Genomic DNA, 18,697 nt, shown 5'->3' with positions numbered 1-18,697 from the left:
TAATCAATATAACTTTGTGAAATTAAGGTCTACCGCCACCTCGACCACCTCTGCTGCCACCTGATGAACGTGACACGCCAGAAGATCTTGAGCCACCACCGGAAGAACGGCTTACACCGGAACTTCTGGAGCTGCTTCCGGAGCTACGATAACTGCCACTAGATCTGCTGCTTCTGGAAGAACCACTACTGCGATAGCTTCTGGAACTAGATCCGGTAGAGGAACGGTTGTAACTTCTGCTCGGTGCCGTGCTTCTGGATTGATAGCTTCTAGAGCTTCGGTTGTAGGTTCCGCTACTTCTAGTAGAAGGGGAAGTGCCATAGGAACGGTATGTTCTGGAACTTCCATTGTAACTAGGGGAAGTACGGGTACTTCTACTTGTTCTATAATTTTGGTTTCTGGAAACTGCATCAGCACTTACGGACCTTCTTACGTTGGACCTATTGCTATAGCCATTGGAACTTCTTCTGTTGGCCAAGCCATTACTTCTGGAAACGTTTCCATTGGAACGTCCACTGTTATTTCTAAATCTTGTCGAGTATCCGTTTGACCTAGATGTAATTGCAGTGCCAGGTATACGGGAAGTATATCCTCTTCGTCCTGACATGTAGGCGTAGTTTCTTCCATAATAGCCACGGTTGTAATATGGACGGCCCCAGTAGTTGCCGTAGTATCCACCCCAGCCGTAATATCCGCCCCAACCAAAGTTGCCGGCCCAGCCCCAACCGTTGTATGGGTGTCCCCAGCCGTAGTATCCGCCCCAGCCCCAACGGTTATACCTCCAAGGATTGTTCCATCCCCAGCCCCAGCCGTAGTATGGAGAGTTCCATCCCCAGCCGGCATTCCATAACCATGGGTCGTTCCAGCCGTAATAGCCGCCCCAGCCCCAACTGTTATCATAAACGTTGATGGAAATGCTGGTAGGATTGTCTCCCCATCCAGGGTTTCCGTTGTAGTTGTTGTTGTATGCGAAATAATCGGTTTGTTCGCCGTAAGGAATTGAGTCGTTTTGTGCTTGACTGGAATAGCTATCTATATCTGTAAAAACTTCGCTATCCAATACTTCGCCAATTTCGTTAGCGCGGTCACCGAAGTATTCACCGTACATATTGCTTTCCTGCTCTTCGATTCTCATACCTTGGGCATTTCTCTTTTCAACACCAACAACGCGGTCGTTGGAGGAATAGATGCCGTCATCATAATAAGAAGCTTGTTGATAGGAACCACAGGAAGACGCAAAGATGGCACTGACCATCAATATGGCGGGGGTTCTAAGATTATTGTGGAGTAAAGACTTTAACATGGCGCAATTTTTATTGTTGAACATACTAAAAATAATTAGTTTTACCCAATCATTTTATTAATAAAGTCGCAAGTTTTGTGCCAAACTACAATTGATGGGTAAAAATTTAACGAGCAGAGCAGAGGATTATTCCAAATGGTATAACGAACTGGTGGTAAAGTCGGATTTGGCTGAGAACTCGGGTGTTAGGGGCTGTATGGTGATAAAGCCGTACGGTTATGCCATATGGGAAAAGATGCAGGCGCAATTGGACAAAATGTTCAAGGAAACGGGTCATGAGAATGCCTATTTTCCATTGTTCATTCCAAAATCATATTTGAGCAAGGAGGCCAGTCATGTTGAAGGGTTTGCCAAGGAGTGCGCTGTGGTTACCCATTACCGTTTGAAAAATGCCGAGGATGGGAGTGGCATAGTGGTGGATGAGAATGCCAAATTGGAAGAAGAGCTCATTGTTCGTCCCACTTCGGAAACCATAATCTGGGATACATATAGAAGATGGATTCAATCCTATCGTGATTTGCCGTTAAAAGTAAACCAATGGGCCAATGTGGTGCGTTGGGAAATGCGGACCCGTCTTTTTCTTAGAACTGCCGAATTTTTATGGCAGGAAGGGCATACCGCACACGCAACCCGAGAGGAGGCAATTGAGGAGGCAGAGCTTATGATGAACGTATATGCCGAATTTGCTGAAAAATATATGGGTGTTCCCGTAATCAAAGGGACCAAAACAGAAAGCGAACGTTTTGCCGGTGCCGAAGAAACGTATTGTATCGAAGCCTTGATGCAGGACGGTAAGGCGCTACAGGCAGGAACATCCCACTTTTTAGGTCAGAATTTTGCAAAAGCGTTCGATGTAAAATTTGCCAACAAAGAAGGCACACAAGATTATGTATGGGCAACATCTTGGGGCGTTTCCACCAGATTGATGGGAGCCTTGGTAATGACCCATAGTGATGATAACGGATTGGTGCTTCCACCTCAACTTGCGCCTATTCAAGTGGTAATCGTACCTATTTATAAAGGATTGGACCAGTTGGATGCCATTTCAGAAAAAGTGGAGCCTTTGGTAAAGGAACTACGCGATAAGGGCATTACCGTAAAATATGATACCCGAGATACCCATAAACCAGGCTTTAAATTCAATGAGTATGAGTTGAAGGGGGTTCCCGTGCGTTTGGCAGTGGGCCAGCGCGATTTGGCTAATGGCACTTTTGAAGTGGCCCGAAGGGATACCCTGTCCAAAGAAATCGTGAAAGCCGATGAGGTAGTGGAAAAAGTGGTTTTGTTAATGGATGAAATCCAAGAGAACATATTTAACAAAGCGTTGGATTATAGAAAGGGGCACATTACGGAAGTGGATTCCTATGATGATTTCAAAAAGGTTATCGAGGAAAAAGGAGGTTTTGTTTCAGCGCATTGGGACGGTTCGGCCGAAACCGAGGATAGGATAAAAGAAGAGACCAAAGCCACTATTCGCTGCATTCCATTGGATGCAAAAGAGGAACAAGGTAAGTGTATGGTAACAGGAAAACCGTCCAATAAAAGGGTGTTGTTTGCAAAGGCATACTAAAGAGGTGGCAAAAAATAAAAAATACTGTTGCAAGACTTAAAAATAGTTGTATTTTTGCATCCGCAATTATGCAACCATATGGCCCGTTCGTCTAGGGGTTAGGACGCCAGGTTTTCATCCTGGTAACAGGGGTTCGATTCCCCTACGGGCTACAAAGAAAAGTTTTAAGCTTTAAAAGCTTTTATTTTTTAACTTTGAAGCTTGAAATTTTTTAGACTGAAATAATGGCCCGTTCGTCTAGGGGTTAGGACGCCAGGTTTTCATCCTGGTAACAGGGGTTCGATTCCCCTACGGGCTACAAAGAAAGGATTTAGAAAGAATTAATTGTAAGCAATGGCAAACCATAAGTCAGCATTAAAGAGAATTAGAAGAAACGAAGCAGTACGTTTGCGTAACAGGTATCAGCACAAAACTGTGCGTAATGCCATCAAAAAATTGCGTAACGAGGAAGACAAAAAGGCTGCTGAAGCTTTGTTGCCTACTGTAGTTGGCATGATCGATAAATTGGCAAAGAAAAACATCATTCACAACAATAAGGCCGCAAACCTTAAAAGTAAATTGATGACTCAGGTTGCAGCAATGTAATCGTGTCCAATCACAATATGTAGAACGCCTCCTTTTAGGGGGCGTTTTTATTTGTGTAAAGTTCTACCTAAAGGCCTTTCTTTTATGTACCATGACCCCAATCATAAAGGTGCCATACATAAACAGGATAAAAATCCAAAGAACACTGCGTAGATTATAGTTGACCCAAATTTTAGGAGCTTCATAACCTATAATTATCAGAAAAGGGAAAATTGAATGGAAAACGGCAAGCCCCAAACTGGTCCAGAACATCAAATTATGTTTTTTGGGGTATGGGTTGAACTCAATTTTCTTCTCTTTGTAGTACAGCCAAATACTGAATAGTAATACCATGGAAGCAACTAGATCTGCATAGTATAGATTTGAATAGAAAGGGTCTTGGAAGAATAAGCTAATGGCATAACTTAATAAACTTATCCCAGTGCCTATTTTTACCCATTTCTTGTGCACTTCTTTATGCAATACCTGCCAATAAACGTAATAAAAAAATAAAAATGTTATCACCGAATAGATGTTGTAAATGATAACATTGTACCAATTGTACTTGTTGTTGCTCACCACTTGGAATTCCTCATGGAACTTTATAAAATATCCCAGCAACTCTGTTAAAAATGTATACATGAGATACATGGGGTAATATTTTAACGGAGTATCAAAATAAGTGCGGTAACAGGCCACGGATACCAACCAAACAATAAGATAGAAAGGGATAATGTAATGTTCCGTGATAAAGGTTAGAATCGCATCCATAATTCTATGGTAACCGTCTAATGGACAGTGCTCTGGTTTCAGTTTGGTTGGACGGTAAAAATAACAAAAAAAGCCTCCTAAAAAGGGAGGCTTATACTTTTGAAGAATTTGCTATCGAAATGCCTTTCGTTTGCCTACTAGTAACCCAATAATTATGAGACTGTACATTAATAGGATTGATGTAAGCAACAATGGTCTAAAATAAACCTGGATACCAATGCCAATATTGAGGTTCAATAGATAAATTATTGAAATCAATGGAAAAATTGAGTAAAAAACCAAAAGCCCACTTCCTATCCAAAAAAGTAAATTGTGTTTTAGCGAATATGGAACTTTCTCCATGTACTTTTCTCTAAAATATATAGCGAGTATGTATAATAATATAAAGGAGCCAATAATATGACCATAGGTGGTCTGATTGTGTAGCGGATTATATATTATTGCATTGACGATGTAAGCGAACAAACAAAAAAAGCTCAAATAACGTATTTGCTTCTTAATGGCGTGTTGTTTTATGACTTTTCTGAAAACCTCAAAAAAGAAGAGAAAAAAAACAATCTGATAGATATTGTATATGATTACATTGTGCCATGAATATCTGCCATCAGAAAAAAATACGAAGTTATTGTTGTATTTTATGATAACCCCCAAAAGCTCTGTAAAAAAAGTGTATATGATCAACATGGGGAAATATTTCAAAGGCGTATCAAAGTAACTGCGATATTTGATTACAGCTACTATCCATGTTAATAGGTATAATGGAACATAAAAATGTTCTGTCAGGTATTTGATGAGCTCTTGAAGCATTTATGCTAAAAGTCTGTGTAGGGAGGTGGCCCCGAGCCCCCATGATTAAGATTTAAGCTCGTGTCTCCACCTTGGAACAGACTGGGAGCAAAACTGGCCTGCGAAGTATTGGGTTCGCTTTCTTCTCCGGTTTCCTTGGTGCCAACAACTGCTCTTATTGGTTTAGCCTTTCCATCTGACCCTATATAAAAACCTTTCTCTTTTCCATCGATCATGGTAGTGGGTACAATAAAAATAGAATTTTGTCTGGGGTGTACTATTTTTTTGCCATCAGGAAAATCTGGCTTATCGGGATAGTTGGCGAAATAGAGTCGTAACGAGGCTACTTTAACACCGGCTTCCTCTGCTTCTTGCTCAACATACTGCATATATTGTTTTATATCGGCATAGGTAAAAGATGTGAACCGCGCTGGGATAAATTTTTCATCAGCGTTCCGTTCGGCCTCAAATGTTCGTATAATGTCTATCCTGTTCTTGGTGTAATTGTCATACAATGATTTGGATTCTTCCAAAGAAATGATGCCCTCGGGTGGAGCAATTTTTTCTTGTCCAGGTTCGGTCGGTTCTTCTTTTTTGGGTGCTTCTTGACAGGCTCCCAGTAGTAATAAAATTGCCCCAAAAGAAGCGATCAGAATGGTTTTGTTGTTTTTCATAGTTAAGTATTTAGTTCAGTTTTGAGGAAACCGGAATAAAGATATGCCTTTTCTGTAAATTGACTCAATAAAAAACCCTTCAAAACTTGAAGGGTCTATTGTTATATTGTAAGAAGTACGGTGTGCTTTTACTCGTTCATGGTGAGTAAAAACTCCTCGTTGTTCTTCGTCTGCTTTATGCGTTGCTCCATAAACTCCATAGCTTCAACAGGGTTCATGTCGGCAAGATACTTTCGCATGATCCACATACGTTGAATGGTGTTTTCGTCCAACAACAAATCGTCTCTTCGTGTAGAGGAAGAAATAAGGTCGATGGCAGGGAAAATCCTTCTGTTGGAAATTCTTCTGTCCAACTGAAGTTCCATGTTGCCGGTACCCTTGAATTCCTCAAAAATAACCTCGTCCATTTTGGAGCCAGTTTCCGTTAAGGCTGTTGCGATAATGGATAAAGAACCTCCATTTTCAATGTTACGTGCCGCACCAAAGAAACGTTTTGGCTTGTGCAGCGCGTTGGCATCCACACCACCACTCAATACCTTGCCGGAAGCGGGTTGTACGGTGTTGTAGGCACGGGCCAAACGGGTAATGGAATCCAATAGGATCACAACATCGTGACCGCATTCCACCAATCTTTTTGCTTTTTCCAATACAATATTGGCAACCCTTACGTGTTCTGTGGCTTCCTTGTCAAAAGTGGAAGCAACAACTTCTCCGCGTACGTTACGCTGCATGTCCGTAACCTCTTCAGGGCGTTCATCGATCAATAGGATGATTTGGTACACCTCAGGGTGGTTGGCCGCAATGGCATTGGCAATATCTTTCAACAACATGGTTTTACCCGTTTTGGGCTGGGAAACGATCATTCCCCTTTGTCCTTTTCCGATAGGAGAGAACAAATCCATGATCCTTGTTGAAATTGTACTTTGCTTTTCCGCCAATTTGAACTTTTCCTTTGGAAACAATGGAGTAAGGTGCTCAAAAGCTACCCTGTCGCGAACCACTTGTGGGTCCAGTCCATTGATTTTGTTCACTTTGATCAATGGGAAATATTTTTCACCTTCTTTTGGGGGTCTAATGTTCCCTAAGATTGTATCACCGGATTTTAGTCCGAATAAACGTATCTGGGATTGCGACACATAAATATCATCTGGGGAAGAAAGATAGTTGTAATCGGATGATCTAAGGAATCCGTAACCATCTTGCATAATGTCCAGGACACCTTCACTCTCGATAATACTGTCGAACTCGAACTCTGGTTCTTTGTACCTGTTTTTCAGGTCCTTGTCAAAGTTGCTGTTCTTTTTGTCGTGATGTGGTTTGTTGTTCTGGTTGTTTCTTCTATTGTTGTTCTGATTCTTTAGAGGACTATTATTGTTGCTATTACTATTGCTCTGTGGCTTATTGTCCTTTTTGGGTTGGGGACTTTGTCCCTTTGAATCGTCTTTTTTGTTTCTGGGCTCCCTTTTTGGAGGGGCTTTATCACCACTTTCATTAGTAGTGCTCTTCTCCTCGGCCTTTTTTGGACGAGGTGTTCTGGCCCTTTGTGGTTTGGATTCAGGTTTTTCTTCGGTAGTCGCTGCTACAGTTTCCTTAACTGCTTTGGGATTGGACGCTTGTAAGTCCAATATTTGGTAGACCAGGTCCAATTTTTTCAATGATTTGAATTTGGGAACATTAAGATCCTTTGCAATTTCTTGCAGCTCAGGAAGCTTTTTAGCTTTTAGATCGGAAATCTCGAACATTAAGTAATGGAATAAGTTAAACTTGTGTGATTCTAAAATTTGAAGTAAAGTTATTTATGAATGCTACTGGAGAAAGAATTCCTAGGTAGGTGCTTGATAATAACGAGACAATATTACAAATAATTTTTCAAGAATAAGGCCTTAATTCTCAAAAAGACGCCTATTTTTGCCATTCCAAAGCAATTTGTACAATGATTCAACGGATACAAACGTTATTTTTGCTCATAGTAGGCCTTATTTCAGGCGTGCTACCGTTCTTTTTGAACTTGTGGGTGGAAATAGGTGGAAAAGAGGTGTTTGCCCAAGACGAAGTGTTGGTGAGCCTAGTTTTTTACACTGTGACCGTTTTGGCAGTTGTATCTATTGTAATGTACAAGAAAAGACAAAATCAATTTGTGGTGAACAGATTGAATATGATATTGAACCTTTTTTTACTAGGATTTTTCGTTTATCGATCGCTAAGCTTATCCGGAGAAACTGTGGTTTCTGAGAAGGGTATTGGGATGCTGATTCCTGTATTTTCTATCGTTTTTCTGGTCCTGGCCAACAGGGCTATCAAAAAGGATGAAGATCTTGTAAAATCTGTTGATCGCTTACGTTGAACCTAACATCTTAGTAGTATTAGTGCGAAAAAACCCTGGCTTTGGCCAGGGTTTTTATGTATTTGGCTATCGCTTGCCCAATTCCACAACTTCTAAATCCGATATTTTTTCTCCATCGATAACAAAACGCAACATAGTGCGTACCTGATGAAAACCATGCTTTCCACATGCCCCTGGATTCATGTGCAACAGCCCCGATTTTTTGTCGTGCATTACCTTTAATATATGGGAATGTCCACAAATAAATAGTTTGGGCGGATTGTTTCTGATTTCATCCCGTACCCGAATATTATAACGGTTCGGATAACCGCCAATGTGCGTAATCCAAACATCGACCCCTTCGCACATAAATCGGTTATTTTCTGGAAATTCTTTTTGGATCACATGGTCATCAATATTTCCGTGCACGCCTCTAACCGGTTTTAGGGCTTCCAGCTCATCGGTAACAGATAGGCTTCCAATGTCGCCTGCATGCCAAACTTCATCAGCTTGCGCTGCATATTTTAAGATAGTTGGGTCCATATGGCCATGCGTGTCGGAAAGCAACAGGATTTTCTTCATTTCGCTAAAAATATGCTAAAAACCAACGGTCGGATTTATGTTGGAAAGGATTCAATTATCTTTACAGGCTTAAAAGTAATCCATTCCATTGAGATATTTCGTCCAATTTTCTTATTTCGGCAAGGCATATCATGGTTGGCAGAACCAGCCCAATGCCATTACCGTGCAAGAGGTTTTGGAAAAAGCACTGTCCACATTGTTGCGTGAAAAGGTTGAGGTGGTAGGTGCTGGAAGAACCGATGCAGGAGTGCATGCCAAGCAGATGTTCTGCCATATGGATGTTGATTCAATATCGGATATTGATGAATTGGTGTACAGGTTGAATGCCTTTTTACCGGATGATATTGCCGTACAGGCCATATTTCCTGTTATCGATACAGCCCATGCCCGTTTTGATGCTATTGAACGCACTTACGAATATTGGCTCGTCAAGGAAAAGAGTCCCTTTCTTTTTGATTATGCCCACTTGGTAAAGCATCCTTTGAACTTGCCATCGATGAACAGGGCGGCGCAATTGATGTTGAATTATACTGATTTTGAATGTTTTTCCAAATCCAATACCGATGTAAAAACGTTCAAATGTGATGTCCGCGAGGCAGTTTGGACAGTAGATAAAGAAAAATGGGTCTTTACCATTACCGCCGACCGTTTTTTACGGAACATGGTCCGAGCCGTGGTAGGTACATTGCTGGATGTGGGGCAGGGTAAAATATCCCCTGAGGATATTCATAAGATTATAGCAAGTAAAGATAGGGGAGAGGCAGGTGTCTCCGTCCCGGCAAAAGGATTATATTTGACCAAGGTTTCATATCCAAAAGAAATTTTTGATGAGCAAAAAGGATGATGTAGGAAAAGCGTTTGATTTTCGATTGTTCAAGCGTGTTTTTTCACGGACCAGGCCCTATCGAGGCATTTTTTGGCTGGTGGCCATAGTGGCCATTTTATCGGCGGCATTTGCTATCGGAATTCCCTTGTTGGTCAAGGAAATCATCAACAAGTCTCTGGAAAGCAAGGATTCTGAGCAATTGCTGAACAATGTTATGCTCATGCTTGCTTTTTTGCTCGGCCAGGTAATTACGCAATTATTGTTCAATTATTATGCGAACCTATTGGGAGAGTCGGTCATCAGGGATATCCGCATCAATCTTTTTGAAAAGATGACCAGCTTTAAAATGACCTACTTCGACAATTCTTCCATTGGGGTTTTGGTGACCAGGGCCGTAGCGGATATGCAACGCATTGGCGAAATATTTAGCCAAGGGTTCTTTATGATAGTGGCCGATGCTCTTAAAATGCTGTCCGCAGCCATTATTATGGTGGTCATTAACTGGAAGTTGGCCTTGATCGTATTTGCTATTCTACCTGTTATTTTGATTGCCACGCGACTCTTCCAACAAGCCATGAAGGTGGCCTTTGTGGAAGTTAGGGCACAGGTATCCAATCTTAATTCATTTGTACAGGAGCGAATAGCTGGAATGAAAATCGTTCAACTCTTCAACCGTGAGGAGATTGAAAAGGAGAAGTTCCGCGTTATCAACGAAAAGCATCAAAATGCTTGGTTGAAAACGGTCTGGTACAACTCCATATTCTTCCCTATCGCTGAAATATCCAACTCCATTGGTATTGGGTTGGTGGTGTATTTTGGTGTGATTCAGAATATAGAAAATGTGGGGATGGACAACAAGGGGGCCATTTTGGCATTCTTTTTCTTGATGGATCTGCTGTTTAGGCCACTACGTCAAATCGCCGATAAGTTCAACACCCTGCAAATGGGAATGGTAGCTGCCAACCGTGTATTCAAGATTTTGGATACCGATAGCCATATTGATGATAATGGAAAAGTTGAGAAAAAGGACGTTAAGGGCGACATAGAATTCAAGGATGTACATTTTGGCTATGTGCCGGATGAAGAAGTACTCCATGGAATTTCGTTTGATGTAAAGGCAGGTGAAACCGTAGCCATTGTCGGTGCCACAGGTGCAGGAAAATCTACAATCATTAATCTGCTCAATCGATTCTACGAGATCAACTCCGGTGAAATTTTGGTCGACAATGTACGTTTGGAGGATTATACGCTGCGTTCGCTCCGTTCACATATCGCTATTGTGCTGCAAGATGTATTCTTGTTTGCAGATACCATTGCGAATAACATTTCACTTCGTGATAAAGATATCACCACGGAACAGATTGAGGCGGCCGCCAAGCAAATTGGCGTACACGAATTTATTTCGAGCCTTCCAGGTGGGTACCAATACAACGTAAAAGAGCGTGGGACCATGTTGTCCAGCGGTCAGCGTCAATTGATTGCCTTTTTGAGGGCCTATGTGAGCAATCCGAGTATTCTTATTTTGGACGAGGCCACATCATCCGTGGATACCTATTCCGAAATACTGATACAAGAAGCCACCGACAAGATTACCGAAGGCAGGACTTCCATTATTATAGCCCACCGTTTGGCAACCATTAAAAAAGCGGATAAAATTATTGTAATGGATGCCGGTAAAATCATTGAGGTCGGAACCCACAAGGAACTGTTGGAAAAAGGCGGCTACTACAACGACCTTTATCAGGCACAGTTTTTGGCAGAGGAAGTGGCTTAACTCTAATTTTGAGGTGGAGGCACAAAATCTTCAATGTTTAACATACCGGTTAACAACATGATAAGCGGTATCAATGTGGCAATCATCATATAAAGAATTACAAAACCCATATTGAAAAATATTAACCTTCCAACCAGTGCCAACCCTTTTGAACTTGATACGCGAATAACTACGAAGCAGGCATATAAAAGCATCATCAATGAGCCAATTAATGAAAATATCATAAAGTTTTCTGGAGCAAATAAGAGAATCAAAACTGATGGGATAAAGATTACGACGCTATAATGTGATAACGTGTACATGAAAATAATGGTGCGCTCTGCAAAATTATATTTCTTTTCATCAAAACACAGCCACCCAGAAATGGCCATCAATGGAATGAAAAGAATAAATACCAAAGATTGATAGTCCATTATGAAACCCATCAATTTTTGTTGAAATTTTATTTGTTCTTCTGTGTCATAGAAATCGAAATCAAGCAAATCGATGGATTTGGACATAAGGAAAATTTGAACTCCTGAAAGCGTTAAGGCTATCCCTAAATAACTGATGGGATTCAAGTATTTTCTACGAAGTCCTTGCAAATAACCCTCGATGACCACCTCCGGTTTTGAGAACAAATGAACAAACGTATTTACGAACGTATTGTCCAAGTTGAAGTATCGCTCTAGAACATCGGTCCAGAGATTCTTAATTGTAATTCTGTTGCGAATTACCTTTCCGCCACAAGCTGGACAATAAAGAAAATCCGTTCGTAGTCTTGTGTCGCAATTCTTGCACGTCATTGCTCCAAGTCCTTTTTAATTCGTTTTGCCAATTCCTCCTTGTTTTTAAAAGGAATAAAATCGCCATTTTTTATGTAGGATATGGAACCTGTTTCCTCACTGACGACAAGACAGAGTGCATCTGTTTTTTCGGTAATGCCCACGGCGGCTCTGTGGCGTAGGCCAAAACGAAGGGGGATATTACGGTCGTTGGAAACGGGCAAAATCACTCTGGTAGCGGTAATGAAGTTTTCTTGGATTACAATGGCGCCATCGTGCAGGGGACTGTTTTTGAAAAAGATACTTTCTAAAATAGGTTGTGTTATTTTTATGTCCATCGTATCTCCGGTAGATTTTACAAAATCCAAGGAGTTGTTCCTTTCTATAACAATGAGTGCACCGGTTTTGGATGAGGCCATGCGTTCGCAGGCATTTATGATGGCATCAACATCTGTGGTGGTAGAGACCGCTTCTTGTTTTAAAAACTTAAAGCGTCTTAAAAAAATTCTTTTGGAGGCAAAATTAGTGGAACCGACCATCAACAGAAACTTTCGAATCTCTTGTTGGAATACAATGATCAGCGCGATCAGTCCAATATTCATGAAACCACCTACCATGCTGCTGATCATTTTCATTTGGAGCAGTTCGGTAAGTTTCCACAGGGCCCAAACGATTACTATCCCGATAAAAATGTTGATGGCCACCGTGCCTTTGACCAATTTATAAATGTAATAGAGGAGCGCGGCGACGAGGACTATGTCGATGATATCCGTAATCTTGAACTCGATAAAATTTAAAAAATCCAACCGCTGCTTTTTTGTAAAATTAGCAAAAATAGGAGAACATCAAATTAGAGGGCGTTCTCTTTTAAGGCCGTTACAAGTTTAACACATTCCACGGCTTCTTTTACATCGTGGGCCCTAATAATATTGGCACCTTTTAAAAGTGCCACGGTATGCAGCGCCGTGGTTCCGTTTAGCGCTTCTTGCGGTGATGATTCCAGCACTTTATAGATCATGGATTTTCTACTCAGACCTATCAAAATGGGCAGACCAAAGGTCTGGAACATGTCCAAATGGTTCAGTAGTGTGTAGTTTTGCCTCGTTGTTTTGGCAAAGCCAAAGCCTGGGTCAATGATGATGTCGTTTATTTTTTTTGATGTAGTTTCTTTTATTTTTTCGGAAAAATAATACCTGAGGTCGTTGATCAGGTTTTCGTAGGTTGCTTCCTTTTGCATGGATTGCGGAGTGCCCTTCATGTGCATCATAATGTACGGAACTTGATGGTTGGCGACTGTATCGAACATTGCTTCATCCAGATTTCCAGCTGATATATCGTTGATCATGGCCGCACCGTGTTCTATACTTTCAGCTGCTACCTTGCTCCGAAAGGTGTCCACCGAAATCAAAATATCGGGAAATTTATTTAGGATAAGATCGATAACAGGAATCATCCGTTTCAGCTCCTCGTCTTCCGGAACATGTTCGGCACCGGGTCTGGAACTGTAGGCGCCCATATCTATAAAAGTTGCACCATGGTTGAGCATATATTCCACTTGATTAAGGATGGATGCTTCGTCTTTGTACTTGCCACCATCAAAAAAGGAATCTGGAGTAAGGTTGAGAATGCCCATGACTTTGGGCGTTTTTAGGTCTACAAGCTCACCTTTACAGTTTATGGTCATAAAAAATATCTGCTTTGTCGGGTTTCATTATCTTTGGCAAAGTGCTCATGGGCACAGATAAGTTGGACGAAATTTACGCAAATTAGCAACAATACATGCAGCAGACTTCCCAACAATACGATGCGGTGATACAAACCTGTCGCGAATTGTTTTCAAAAAAGGCCAAGGATTATGGTACCGCTTGGCGAATCCTTAGGTTGCCCTCATTGACAGACCAGATTTTTATTAAGGCACAACGTATTCGTGGTCTTCAACAGAACGATGTGCGCAAGGTGGACGAAGACGAGCGTTCCGAGTTTATCGGAATCATTAACTATTCCATTATGGCACTCATTCAGATTAAAAAGGGAGTGGTAGAGCAGCCAGATTTGACCGCCGAGGAGGCCATAGCACTTTATGATGAGCAAGTTGCCATTACCAAGAAGCTCATGGAAGATAAAAACCATGATTATGGGGAGGCTTGGCGCGATATGCGAGTAAGCTCCCTTACCGATTTGATCTTGCAAAAGTTGCTGCGTGTAAAACAGATTGAGAACAATCAAGGAGCCACCTTGGTCAGCGAAGGCGTGGATGCCAACTATCAGGATATGGTTAATTATGCAGTTTTTGCATTGATTCATTTAAACGAAGAAGAATGAAATATTTGGTCTGGATATCAAGAATTATAGTAGGAGTGCTGTTCATTATCAGCGGGCTGATAAAGTTGAACGACCCCATGGGGTTTTCCTTCAAACTGGAAGAGTATTTCAGTCCAGGGGTATTGGACCTTCCTTTTTTGACGCCTTTGGCATTGGCCATTTCTATTTTTGTGGTTATTGTTGAGGTGATTTTGGGCATTTTACTATTGATTGGATTTAAACCCAAATTCACGGTTTGGAGCCTACTGCTCATGATCGTGTTCTTCACTTTCTTGACGTTTTATTCCGCATATTTCAATAAAGTGACCGATTGCGGATGTTTTGGAGACGCCATCAAACTAACCCCGTGGGAATCCTTTACTAAAGACGTGATTCTATTGGTATTTATTTTGATTCTGTTTTTTGGCAGAAAATATATTACACCATTGTTCAGTCCCAAAGTCAATTGGATAGTTGGGGGAGTGTCGTTGCTGGCTTGTGCCCTGTTTGCAAATCATGTATTGGCCCATTTGCCATCGGTGGATTTTAGGCCCTATAAAATTGGTGCAAACATTCAAGAAGGAATGTCCGTTCCCGAAGATGCTCCCCAACCGATTTACGAATATGCATGGCGTTTTAAGGTAGATGGAGAAGAAAAAATTTATGTGACCGAAGGTGACTATCCCACGGTAGATGGAGAGTTCATTGACGTGGAAACTACTCAGATACAAGCAGGGTATGAACCGCCAATACACGATTTCACCATTGAGCAGGAAGGGCAGAACTACGCATCTGAACTGCTAGAAGAGGATAAATTGGTAATGGTGATTGCCTATGATATGGCAAAAAGCAACCTTGAGGCCTTTGAGGAAGTTGCCGAGGTAACGGCAAAGGCAAAACAAAATGGTTACAAAGTTATAGGTATGTCAGCTTCGAGCAGCGATATGGCCGAGAAGATTATTGCAACCTACGGATTGGATTTTGAATTCTATTTTACAGATGAAACAACTTTGAAGACTATTGTACGTTCCAATCCAGCTATTTTAGTGCTCAGTAAGGGGACTATTCAGCAAAAGGTCCATTACAACGATTTTGAGGAACTGGAGTTTTAATGTTTGTTGTTTTTCAGTTTAAATGTTTTGATGTAAGATGGGTAGGATAGATAGGTTCGAAGATTTGGAAGTCTGGAAAATTTCCAGGGAACTGTGTCAACTAGTAGAGCACCTTTTTCAAACAACTGAGTTGGGGAACAATTATGCGTTGCGTAACCAAATGGAGCGAAGTTCAGGTTCAATTATGGATAATATAGCAGAAGGCTTTGGAAGAGGTGGGAATAAAGAGTTCCATAATTTTTTGAGTTTTTCAAAAGGTTCGTGTACAGAGTTGAAATCTCAATTTTATCGTTCTTTCGACAAGAAGCTAATCTCTGATGAGGATTACATGAAAGCTCTGGAGATGACAGAACACTGTAACAACAAAATTGGGGCGTTTATGTATTACCTTCGAAACACTAAAATAAGAGGACAAAAATTCAACAATAGGGAAAAAGAATAATTTTTACACCAAACACCAAACACCAAACACCAAACACCAAACAGTATAACATAATAACAGAGAACATGAGAACAAAGATTGTGGCAGGAAACTGGAAAATGAACAAGAACCTTCAGGAAACGGAGGAATTGTTGGCCGAGCTTTCCGCCAAACTACCAGATACCGATGCCGATGTGATAGTTGCGCCTACATTTGTAAACCTTCAAGCCGCAAAACAAGCATTGCAAGATTCCAAAATACAAGTGGCCGCTCAAAATATGCACTTTGCAGAAAGTGGGGCCTATACAGGGGAGATTTCCGCTGATATGTTACTTAGTTTAGATGTAGATGTTGTCATTTTGGGTCACTCAGAAAGACGTGCCTACTTTGGTGAAGACGATGAGTTATTGGCCAAAAAGGTGAAAACTGCCATCGAGAAGGGTCTAAAAGTAATTTTCTGCTTTGGTGAGGAATTGGAGGATAGAAAATCCGACAATCACTTTGCCGTAGTGGAAAGCCAGTTGAAAAACGCCCTGTTTGACCTTGATGCCAGCGCTTGGAGCAAGATAGTACTTGCCTACGAGCCTGTGTGGGCCATTGGTACAGGAGAAACCGCCAGTCCGGAACAAGCACAGGAAATGCACGCGTTCATCAGAAAAACCATTGCGGAAGGATTTAACTCTTCCATTGCCGAAGATGTGTCCATTTTATACGGTGGAAGTGTAAAACCTGCCAACGCTGCCGAAATATTTTCAAAACCAGATGTAGATGGTGGTTTGATCGGAGGAGCTTCATTGAAAGCTGAAGATTTCTCGGATATCATCAAGGCCATTTAAAAGCAAATCCATTGGTCTATCTCGAATACGACTTTAAAATAAGCCCGCTCCAACCCGCAACCGATATTTTGATTGCGGAGTTGGGGGAATTGGGGTTTGAGAGTTTTGTGGAAAATGAAACAGGACTATTGGCTTACATTCTCAAATCAGAATGGAAAGAAGATACCTTGGAAGAACTATTTGTGTTCCAAAATCCAAATTTTGAAATAAGTTGGTCCCATAAGGAAATCGAACAGCAGAATTGGAATGCAGAGTGGGAAAAGAATTTTCATCCCATAATAGTAGGAGATAGGTGTATGGTTCGAGCTCCATTTCATGAGGCTGCCAATGTGGAATACGATATCATTATAGAACCGAAAATGAGTTTTGGTACGGGGCACCACGAAACCACACATATGATGTTGCAACATATTCTGGACAACGATTTCGATGGAAAATCAGTCCTGGATATGGGATGCGGAACAGGTGTGCTGGCCATTTTGGCCAAAAAGCGTGGCGCGGGAGATACCGAGGCTATAGATATTGATGAATGGTGCTTTTTAAATACCCAAGAAAATGTAGAGCGAAACAGTTGTTCCGATATCAAAGCCTTTCAAGGAGACAGTAGTTTGCTAGAGGGCAAAAAATATGATGTGATATTGGCCAATATCAACCGAAATATTCTACTGGAAGATATATCGGTCTACGCTATCTGCCTCAAAAAGAACGGTTCCTTATTTTTAAGTGGCTTCTATTTAGAGGATTTGGATGCAATTTCCTCAAAATGTGGCGCATATGGTTTGGAATTTGAAAAAAATCTGGAGAAGAACAATTGGGTTGCGGCAAAATATGTAAATTAGATAGACATAAACTCCGTTAACAAAATGAGTACTAGAGAAAAAGAGTTGGAAGATGTCCTCTTGGAAGAAGAGACAACAAGTGAGCACGAAATAGTTCTTTTTAACGACGATGTGAATACCTTTGACCACGTTATTACCACCTTGATCAATGTATGTGAGCACACTCCCGAACAGGCGGAACAATGCTCACTGATTGTGCATTACAAAGGGAAATGCACAGTAAAAACAGGTGAATATTCTTTTCTTGAACCCAAATGCAGTAAATTGCTTCAGGCCGGGTTGAGTGCGGAAATCGTTTAGTTTGGCATATCCCACACATTTTATTAGAGAAAACCAAAACCTAACAGCAAAGTTTATGAATTTTTTATCCTGACCTAATTCTACTGATTCCCCATTTCTTTACATTTAGCCTAACGACCAAAACCAACCATAAACCGCCCATTTTTAAAAATGAGTGAATTCTTTAAGGCTGAATTGAAAGACCGTTTTTTGGAATATGCTCTCGAGCGGAGCGACTACTTTCAAATATATACCCTGTACGACGAATTTTTGAGGCCCAATTACAGTTTGGAATATGTCCAGCAACTGGTACGGGAAATCCTAGCTTATGACTCCACTCTTTTAGATGTTATGGGAGGTAACGGATTGGATATGTTTATGTTGGCATCCACTTCGAGCACAGAGGACTTTTTAGAGGAAGGCGGATTTATGAATCTTTATGTAAAAGAGGAAGAAAAGTGGGATACCTTTCTTGGACAACTGTCGGGAATGCCAAAACTGACAAAGGAGGAGAAAAAGCAAATCAAAAAAGCTACACCCGACTTAAAACGTGAAAAACTGATGCTTATGGGATTGATTTTGGCGGTTGCAGTCAGTTTTTTGTTCACCCTCATCAGTATTTTTAATGAAACACTTTTAAAACCTGAGTATGTTCCCGCAGATGAATTTGAACGTAGAATGGAGCAATTGCGTGAACAGTATATATTGGAGAACCAAAAACTTCAAGTCGATTTAAGAGAGGCGCAACACGTGCTGGATTCTTTACAGGAATAGCCCTTAATAACAGTTGTTGGTTTGCAAGTCAGTTTTTTTTGATGTAACGTATTGTTGCTAATTAGGATTGGTCTTCAATGATTTAACGTGTTTCATTTGTCTGGTATTTGAATTTCGTTCAAAAATTTTAGCTAACTGTCAATTTGATTGCTCTAGATTTTCAAAAACAATAATTTTTATGGTGAATATTGGATAGCA

The 18,697-nt window shown here is 41.0% G+C and carries 20 protein-coding genes, 2 tRNA genes and 1 pseudogene; 14 read left to right on the top strand and 9 right to left on the bottom strand.

From position 1 onward, the window contains the following. Positions 1-22 precede the first annotated feature (22 nt). The gene (locus J0656_RS07950) at positions 23-1,303 is read right to left on the bottom strand and encodes a hypothetical protein (protein ID WP_237688879.1); all 1,281 of its coding nucleotides are present in this window, start codon (positions 1,301-1,303) and stop codon (positions 23-25) included. A 94-nt stretch (positions 1,304-1,397) separates the two neighbouring features. Here J0656_RS07950 and proS point away from each other — a divergent pair, with 94 nt between their 5' ends. The 4 genes from proS (at position 1,398) to rpsT (ending at position 3,458) form a co-directional block, all read left to right on the top strand. Continuing rightward, positions 1,398-2,873 carry a proline--tRNA ligase gene (proS, locus tag J0656_RS07945; RefSeq protein WP_207032735.1) on the top strand — a complete coding sequence of 492 codons (1,476 nt, stop codon included), beginning with the start codon at positions 1,398-1,400 and terminating at the stop codon, positions 2,871-2,873. Between the two features lie 80 nt (positions 2,874-2,953). Further along, positions 2,954-3,025: transfer RNA gene (locus J0656_RS07940), tRNA-Glu, on the top strand. 74 nt (positions 3,026-3,099) lie between these two features. Beyond that, positions 3,100-3,171, top strand: a tRNA-Glu gene (locus J0656_RS07935). 35 nt (positions 3,172-3,206) lie between these two features. After that, positions 3,207-3,458 (top strand): 30S ribosomal protein S20, encoded by a 252-nt coding sequence (gene rpsT / locus J0656_RS07930; protein ID WP_207032733.1) that lies wholly within the window; start codon positions 3,207-3,209, stop codon positions 3,456-3,458. Between the two features lie 63 nt (positions 3,459-3,521). Here rpsT and J0656_RS07925 read toward each other — a convergent pair whose 3' ends face one another. From J0656_RS07925 to rho, 3 genes are all read right to left on the bottom strand, one after another. Continuing rightward, positions 3,522-4,208: a hypothetical protein gene (locus tag J0656_RS07925; RefSeq protein ID WP_207032732.1), complete on the bottom strand. Its 687-nt coding sequence runs from the start codon at positions 4,206-4,208 to the stop codon at positions 3,522-3,524. A gap of 812 nt (positions 4,209-5,020) precedes the next feature. Further along, on the bottom strand, positions 5,021-5,668 hold the full coding sequence (locus tag J0656_RS07920) for a hypothetical protein (RefSeq protein WP_207032731.1): 648 nt from the start codon (positions 5,666-5,668) through the stop codon (positions 5,021-5,023). A 128-nt stretch (positions 5,669-5,796) separates the two neighbouring features. Further along, on the bottom strand, positions 5,797-7,410 hold the full coding sequence (gene rho, locus J0656_RS07915) for a transcription termination factor Rho (protein ID WP_207032730.1): 1,614 nt from the start codon (positions 7,408-7,410) through the stop codon (positions 5,797-5,799). A 191-nt stretch (positions 7,411-7,601) separates the two neighbouring features. On the opposite strand from rho, the gene J0656_RS07910 reads away from it, so the two are divergent. Further along, a complete protein-coding gene (locus J0656_RS07910) occupies positions 7,602-8,012 on the top strand; it encodes a DUF4293 domain-containing protein (protein ID WP_207032729.1) in 411 nt (136 codons plus the stop codon). Between the two features lie 66 nt (positions 8,013-8,078). Here the strand turns inward: J0656_RS07910 and J0656_RS07905 are convergent, their stop codons facing one another. Continuing rightward, complete coding sequence (locus tag J0656_RS07905) at positions 8,079-8,573, bottom strand: metallophosphoesterase family protein (RefSeq protein ID WP_207032728.1); 495 nt, start codon at positions 8,571-8,573, stop codon at positions 8,079-8,081. Between the two features lie 88 nt (positions 8,574-8,661). Here J0656_RS07905 and truA point away from each other — a divergent pair, with 88 nt between their 5' ends. Both truA and J0656_RS07895 read left to right on the top strand, forming a co-directional pair. After that, positions 8,662-9,417: a tRNA pseudouridine(38-40) synthase TruA gene (gene truA, locus J0656_RS07900; protein ID WP_207032727.1), complete on the top strand. Its 756-nt coding sequence runs from the start codon at positions 8,662-8,664 to the stop codon at positions 9,415-9,417. After that, a complete protein-coding gene (locus J0656_RS07895; protein ID WP_207032726.1) occupies positions 9,401-11,173 on the top strand; it encodes an ABC transporter ATP-binding protein in 1,773 nt (590 codons plus the stop codon). Before truA ends, J0656_RS07895 begins: the two co-directional genes overlap by 17 nt. Before the next feature lie 2 nt (positions 11,174-11,175). Here the strand turns inward: J0656_RS07895 and J0656_RS20135 are convergent, their stop codons facing one another. The 4 genes and pseudogenes from J0656_RS20135 to folP all read right to left on the bottom strand — a co-directional run bounded on the left by J0656_RS20135 (position 11,176) and on the right by folP (position 13,621). Next, on the bottom strand, positions 11,176-11,673 hold the full coding sequence (locus J0656_RS20135; RefSeq protein WP_225605897.1) for a hypothetical protein: 498 nt from the start codon (positions 11,671-11,673) through the stop codon (positions 11,176-11,178). Between the two features lie 30 nt (positions 11,674-11,703). After that, a pseudogene (locus J0656_RS20445) lies at positions 11,704-11,958 on the bottom strand (DUF3667 domain-containing protein); the annotation flags it as partial. Beyond that, positions 11,955-12,743, bottom strand: coding sequence for a diadenylate cyclase CdaA (cdaA, locus tag J0656_RS07885; RefSeq protein WP_207032723.1), 789 nt, complete (start codon positions 12,741-12,743; stop codon positions 11,955-11,957). The pseudogene J0656_RS20445 and the gene cdaA, both read right to left, overlap by 4 nt. 44 nt (positions 12,744-12,787) lie before the next feature. After that, positions 12,788-13,621: a dihydropteroate synthase gene (gene folP, locus J0656_RS07880; RefSeq protein WP_207032721.1), complete on the bottom strand. Its 834-nt coding sequence runs from the start codon at positions 13,619-13,621 to the stop codon at positions 12,788-12,790. Between the two features lie 95 nt (positions 13,622-13,716). Here folP and J0656_RS07875 point away from each other — a divergent pair, with 95 nt between their 5' ends. The 7 genes from J0656_RS07875 to J0656_RS07845 all read left to right on the top strand — a co-directional run bounded on the left by J0656_RS07875 (position 13,717) and on the right by J0656_RS07845 (position 18,499). Further along, the gene (locus J0656_RS07875) at positions 13,717-14,259 is read left to right on the top strand and encodes a DUF1599 domain-containing protein (RefSeq protein WP_207032719.1); all 543 of its coding nucleotides are present in this window, start codon (positions 13,717-13,719) and stop codon (positions 14,257-14,259) included. Continuing rightward, a complete protein-coding gene (locus tag J0656_RS07870) occupies positions 14,256-15,350 on the top strand; it encodes a BT_3928 family protein (protein WP_207032718.1) in 1,095 nt (364 codons plus the stop codon). The genes J0656_RS07875 and J0656_RS07870 overlap by 4 nt, the downstream gene beginning before the upstream one ends. A gap of 37 nt (positions 15,351-15,387) precedes the next feature. Next, positions 15,388-15,792, top strand: a complete 405-nt coding sequence (locus J0656_RS07865; protein WP_207032717.1) for a four helix bundle protein — start codon at positions 15,388-15,390, stop codon at positions 15,790-15,792. A 65-nt stretch (positions 15,793-15,857) separates the two neighbouring features. Beyond that, positions 15,858-16,607 carry a triose-phosphate isomerase gene (gene tpiA, locus J0656_RS07860; protein WP_207032716.1) on the top strand — a complete coding sequence of 250 codons (750 nt, stop codon included), beginning with the start codon at positions 15,858-15,860 and terminating at the stop codon, positions 16,605-16,607. A gap of 11 nt (positions 16,608-16,618) precedes the next feature. Then, positions 16,619-17,446, top strand: coding sequence for a 50S ribosomal protein L11 methyltransferase (gene prmA, locus J0656_RS07855; protein ID WP_207032715.1), 828 nt, complete (start codon positions 16,619-16,621; stop codon positions 17,444-17,446). A 24-nt stretch (positions 17,447-17,470) separates the two neighbouring features. After that, entirely contained in the window at positions 17,471-17,746 is a 276-nt protein-coding gene (locus tag J0656_RS07850) for an ATP-dependent Clp protease adaptor ClpS (protein ID WP_207032714.1), read from the top strand. A 150-nt stretch (positions 17,747-17,896) separates the two neighbouring features. Then, the gene (locus J0656_RS07845; RefSeq protein ID WP_207032713.1) at positions 17,897-18,499 is read left to right on the top strand and encodes a hypothetical protein; all 603 of its coding nucleotides are present in this window, start codon (positions 17,897-17,899) and stop codon (positions 18,497-18,499) included. Positions 18,500-18,697 lie beyond the last annotated feature (198 nt).

Source organism: Flagellimonas aurea, assembly GCF_017313785.1.
Classification (GTDB): Bacteria; Bacteroidota; Bacteroidia; order Flavobacteriales; family Flavobacteriaceae; genus Flagellimonas; species Flagellimonas aurea.
This window is presented reverse-complemented; position numbering and strand designations above follow the sequence as displayed.

Bases quoted from the DNA above. Each gene is read 5' to 3' on its own strand.
- tpiA (WP_207032716.1), top strand. From the start codon at position 15,858: ATGAGAACAAAGATTGTGGCAGGAAACTGGAAAATGAACAAGAACCTT.
- rpsT (WP_207032733.1), top strand. From the start codon at position 3,207: ATGGCAAACCATAAGTCAGCATTAAAGAGAATTAGAAGAAACGAAGCA.
- rho (WP_207032730.1), bottom strand. From the start codon at position 7,410: ATGTTCGAGATTTCCGATCTAAAAGCTAAAAAGCTTCCTGAGCTGCAA.
- J0656_RS07845 (WP_207032713.1), top strand. From the start codon at position 17,897: ATGAGTGAATTCTTTAAGGCTGAATTGAAAGACCGTTTTTTGGAATAT.
- J0656_RS07925 (WP_207032732.1), bottom strand. From the start codon at position 4,208: ATGGATGCGATTCTAACCTTTATCACGGAACATTACATTATCCCTTTC.
- J0656_RS07920 (WP_207032731.1), bottom strand. From the start codon at position 5,668: ATGAAAAACAACAAAACCATTCTGATCGCTTCTTTTGGGGCAATTTTA.
- J0656_RS20135 (WP_225605897.1), bottom strand. From the start codon at position 11,673: ATGTCCAAATCCATCGATTTGCTTGATTTCGATTTCTATGACACAGAA.
- J0656_RS07870 (WP_207032718.1), top strand. From the start codon at position 14,256: ATGAAATATTTGGTCTGGATATCAAGAATTATAGTAGGAGTGCTGTTC.
- J0656_RS07910 (WP_207032729.1), top strand. From the start codon at position 7,602: ATGATTCAACGGATACAAACGTTATTTTTGCTCATAGTAGGCCTTATT.
- proS (WP_207032735.1), top strand. From the start codon at position 1,398: ATGGGTAAAAATTTAACGAGCAGAGCAGAGGATTATTCCAAATGGTAT.
- J0656_RS07850 (WP_207032714.1), top strand. From the start codon at position 17,471: ATGAGTACTAGAGAAAAAGAGTTGGAAGATGTCCTCTTGGAAGAAGAG.
- J0656_RS07865 (WP_207032717.1), top strand. From the start codon at position 15,388: ATGGGTAGGATAGATAGGTTCGAAGATTTGGAAGTCTGGAAAATTTCC.
- J0656_RS07895 (WP_207032726.1), top strand. From the start codon at position 9,401: ATGAGCAAAAAGGATGATGTAGGAAAAGCGTTTGATTTTCGATTGTTC.
- folP (WP_207032721.1), bottom strand. From the start codon at position 13,621: ATGACCATAAACTGTAAAGGTGAGCTTGTAGACCTAAAAACGCCCAAA.
- J0656_RS07905 (WP_207032728.1), bottom strand. From the start codon at position 8,573: ATGAAGAAAATCCTGTTGCTTTCCGACACGCATGGCCATATGGACCCA.
- J0656_RS07875 (WP_207032719.1), top strand. From the start codon at position 13,717: ATGCAGCAGACTTCCCAACAATACGATGCGGTGATACAAACCTGTCGC.
- J0656_RS07950 (WP_237688879.1), bottom strand. From the start codon at position 1,303: ATGTTAAAGTCTTTACTCCACAATAATCTTAGAACCCCCGCCATATTG.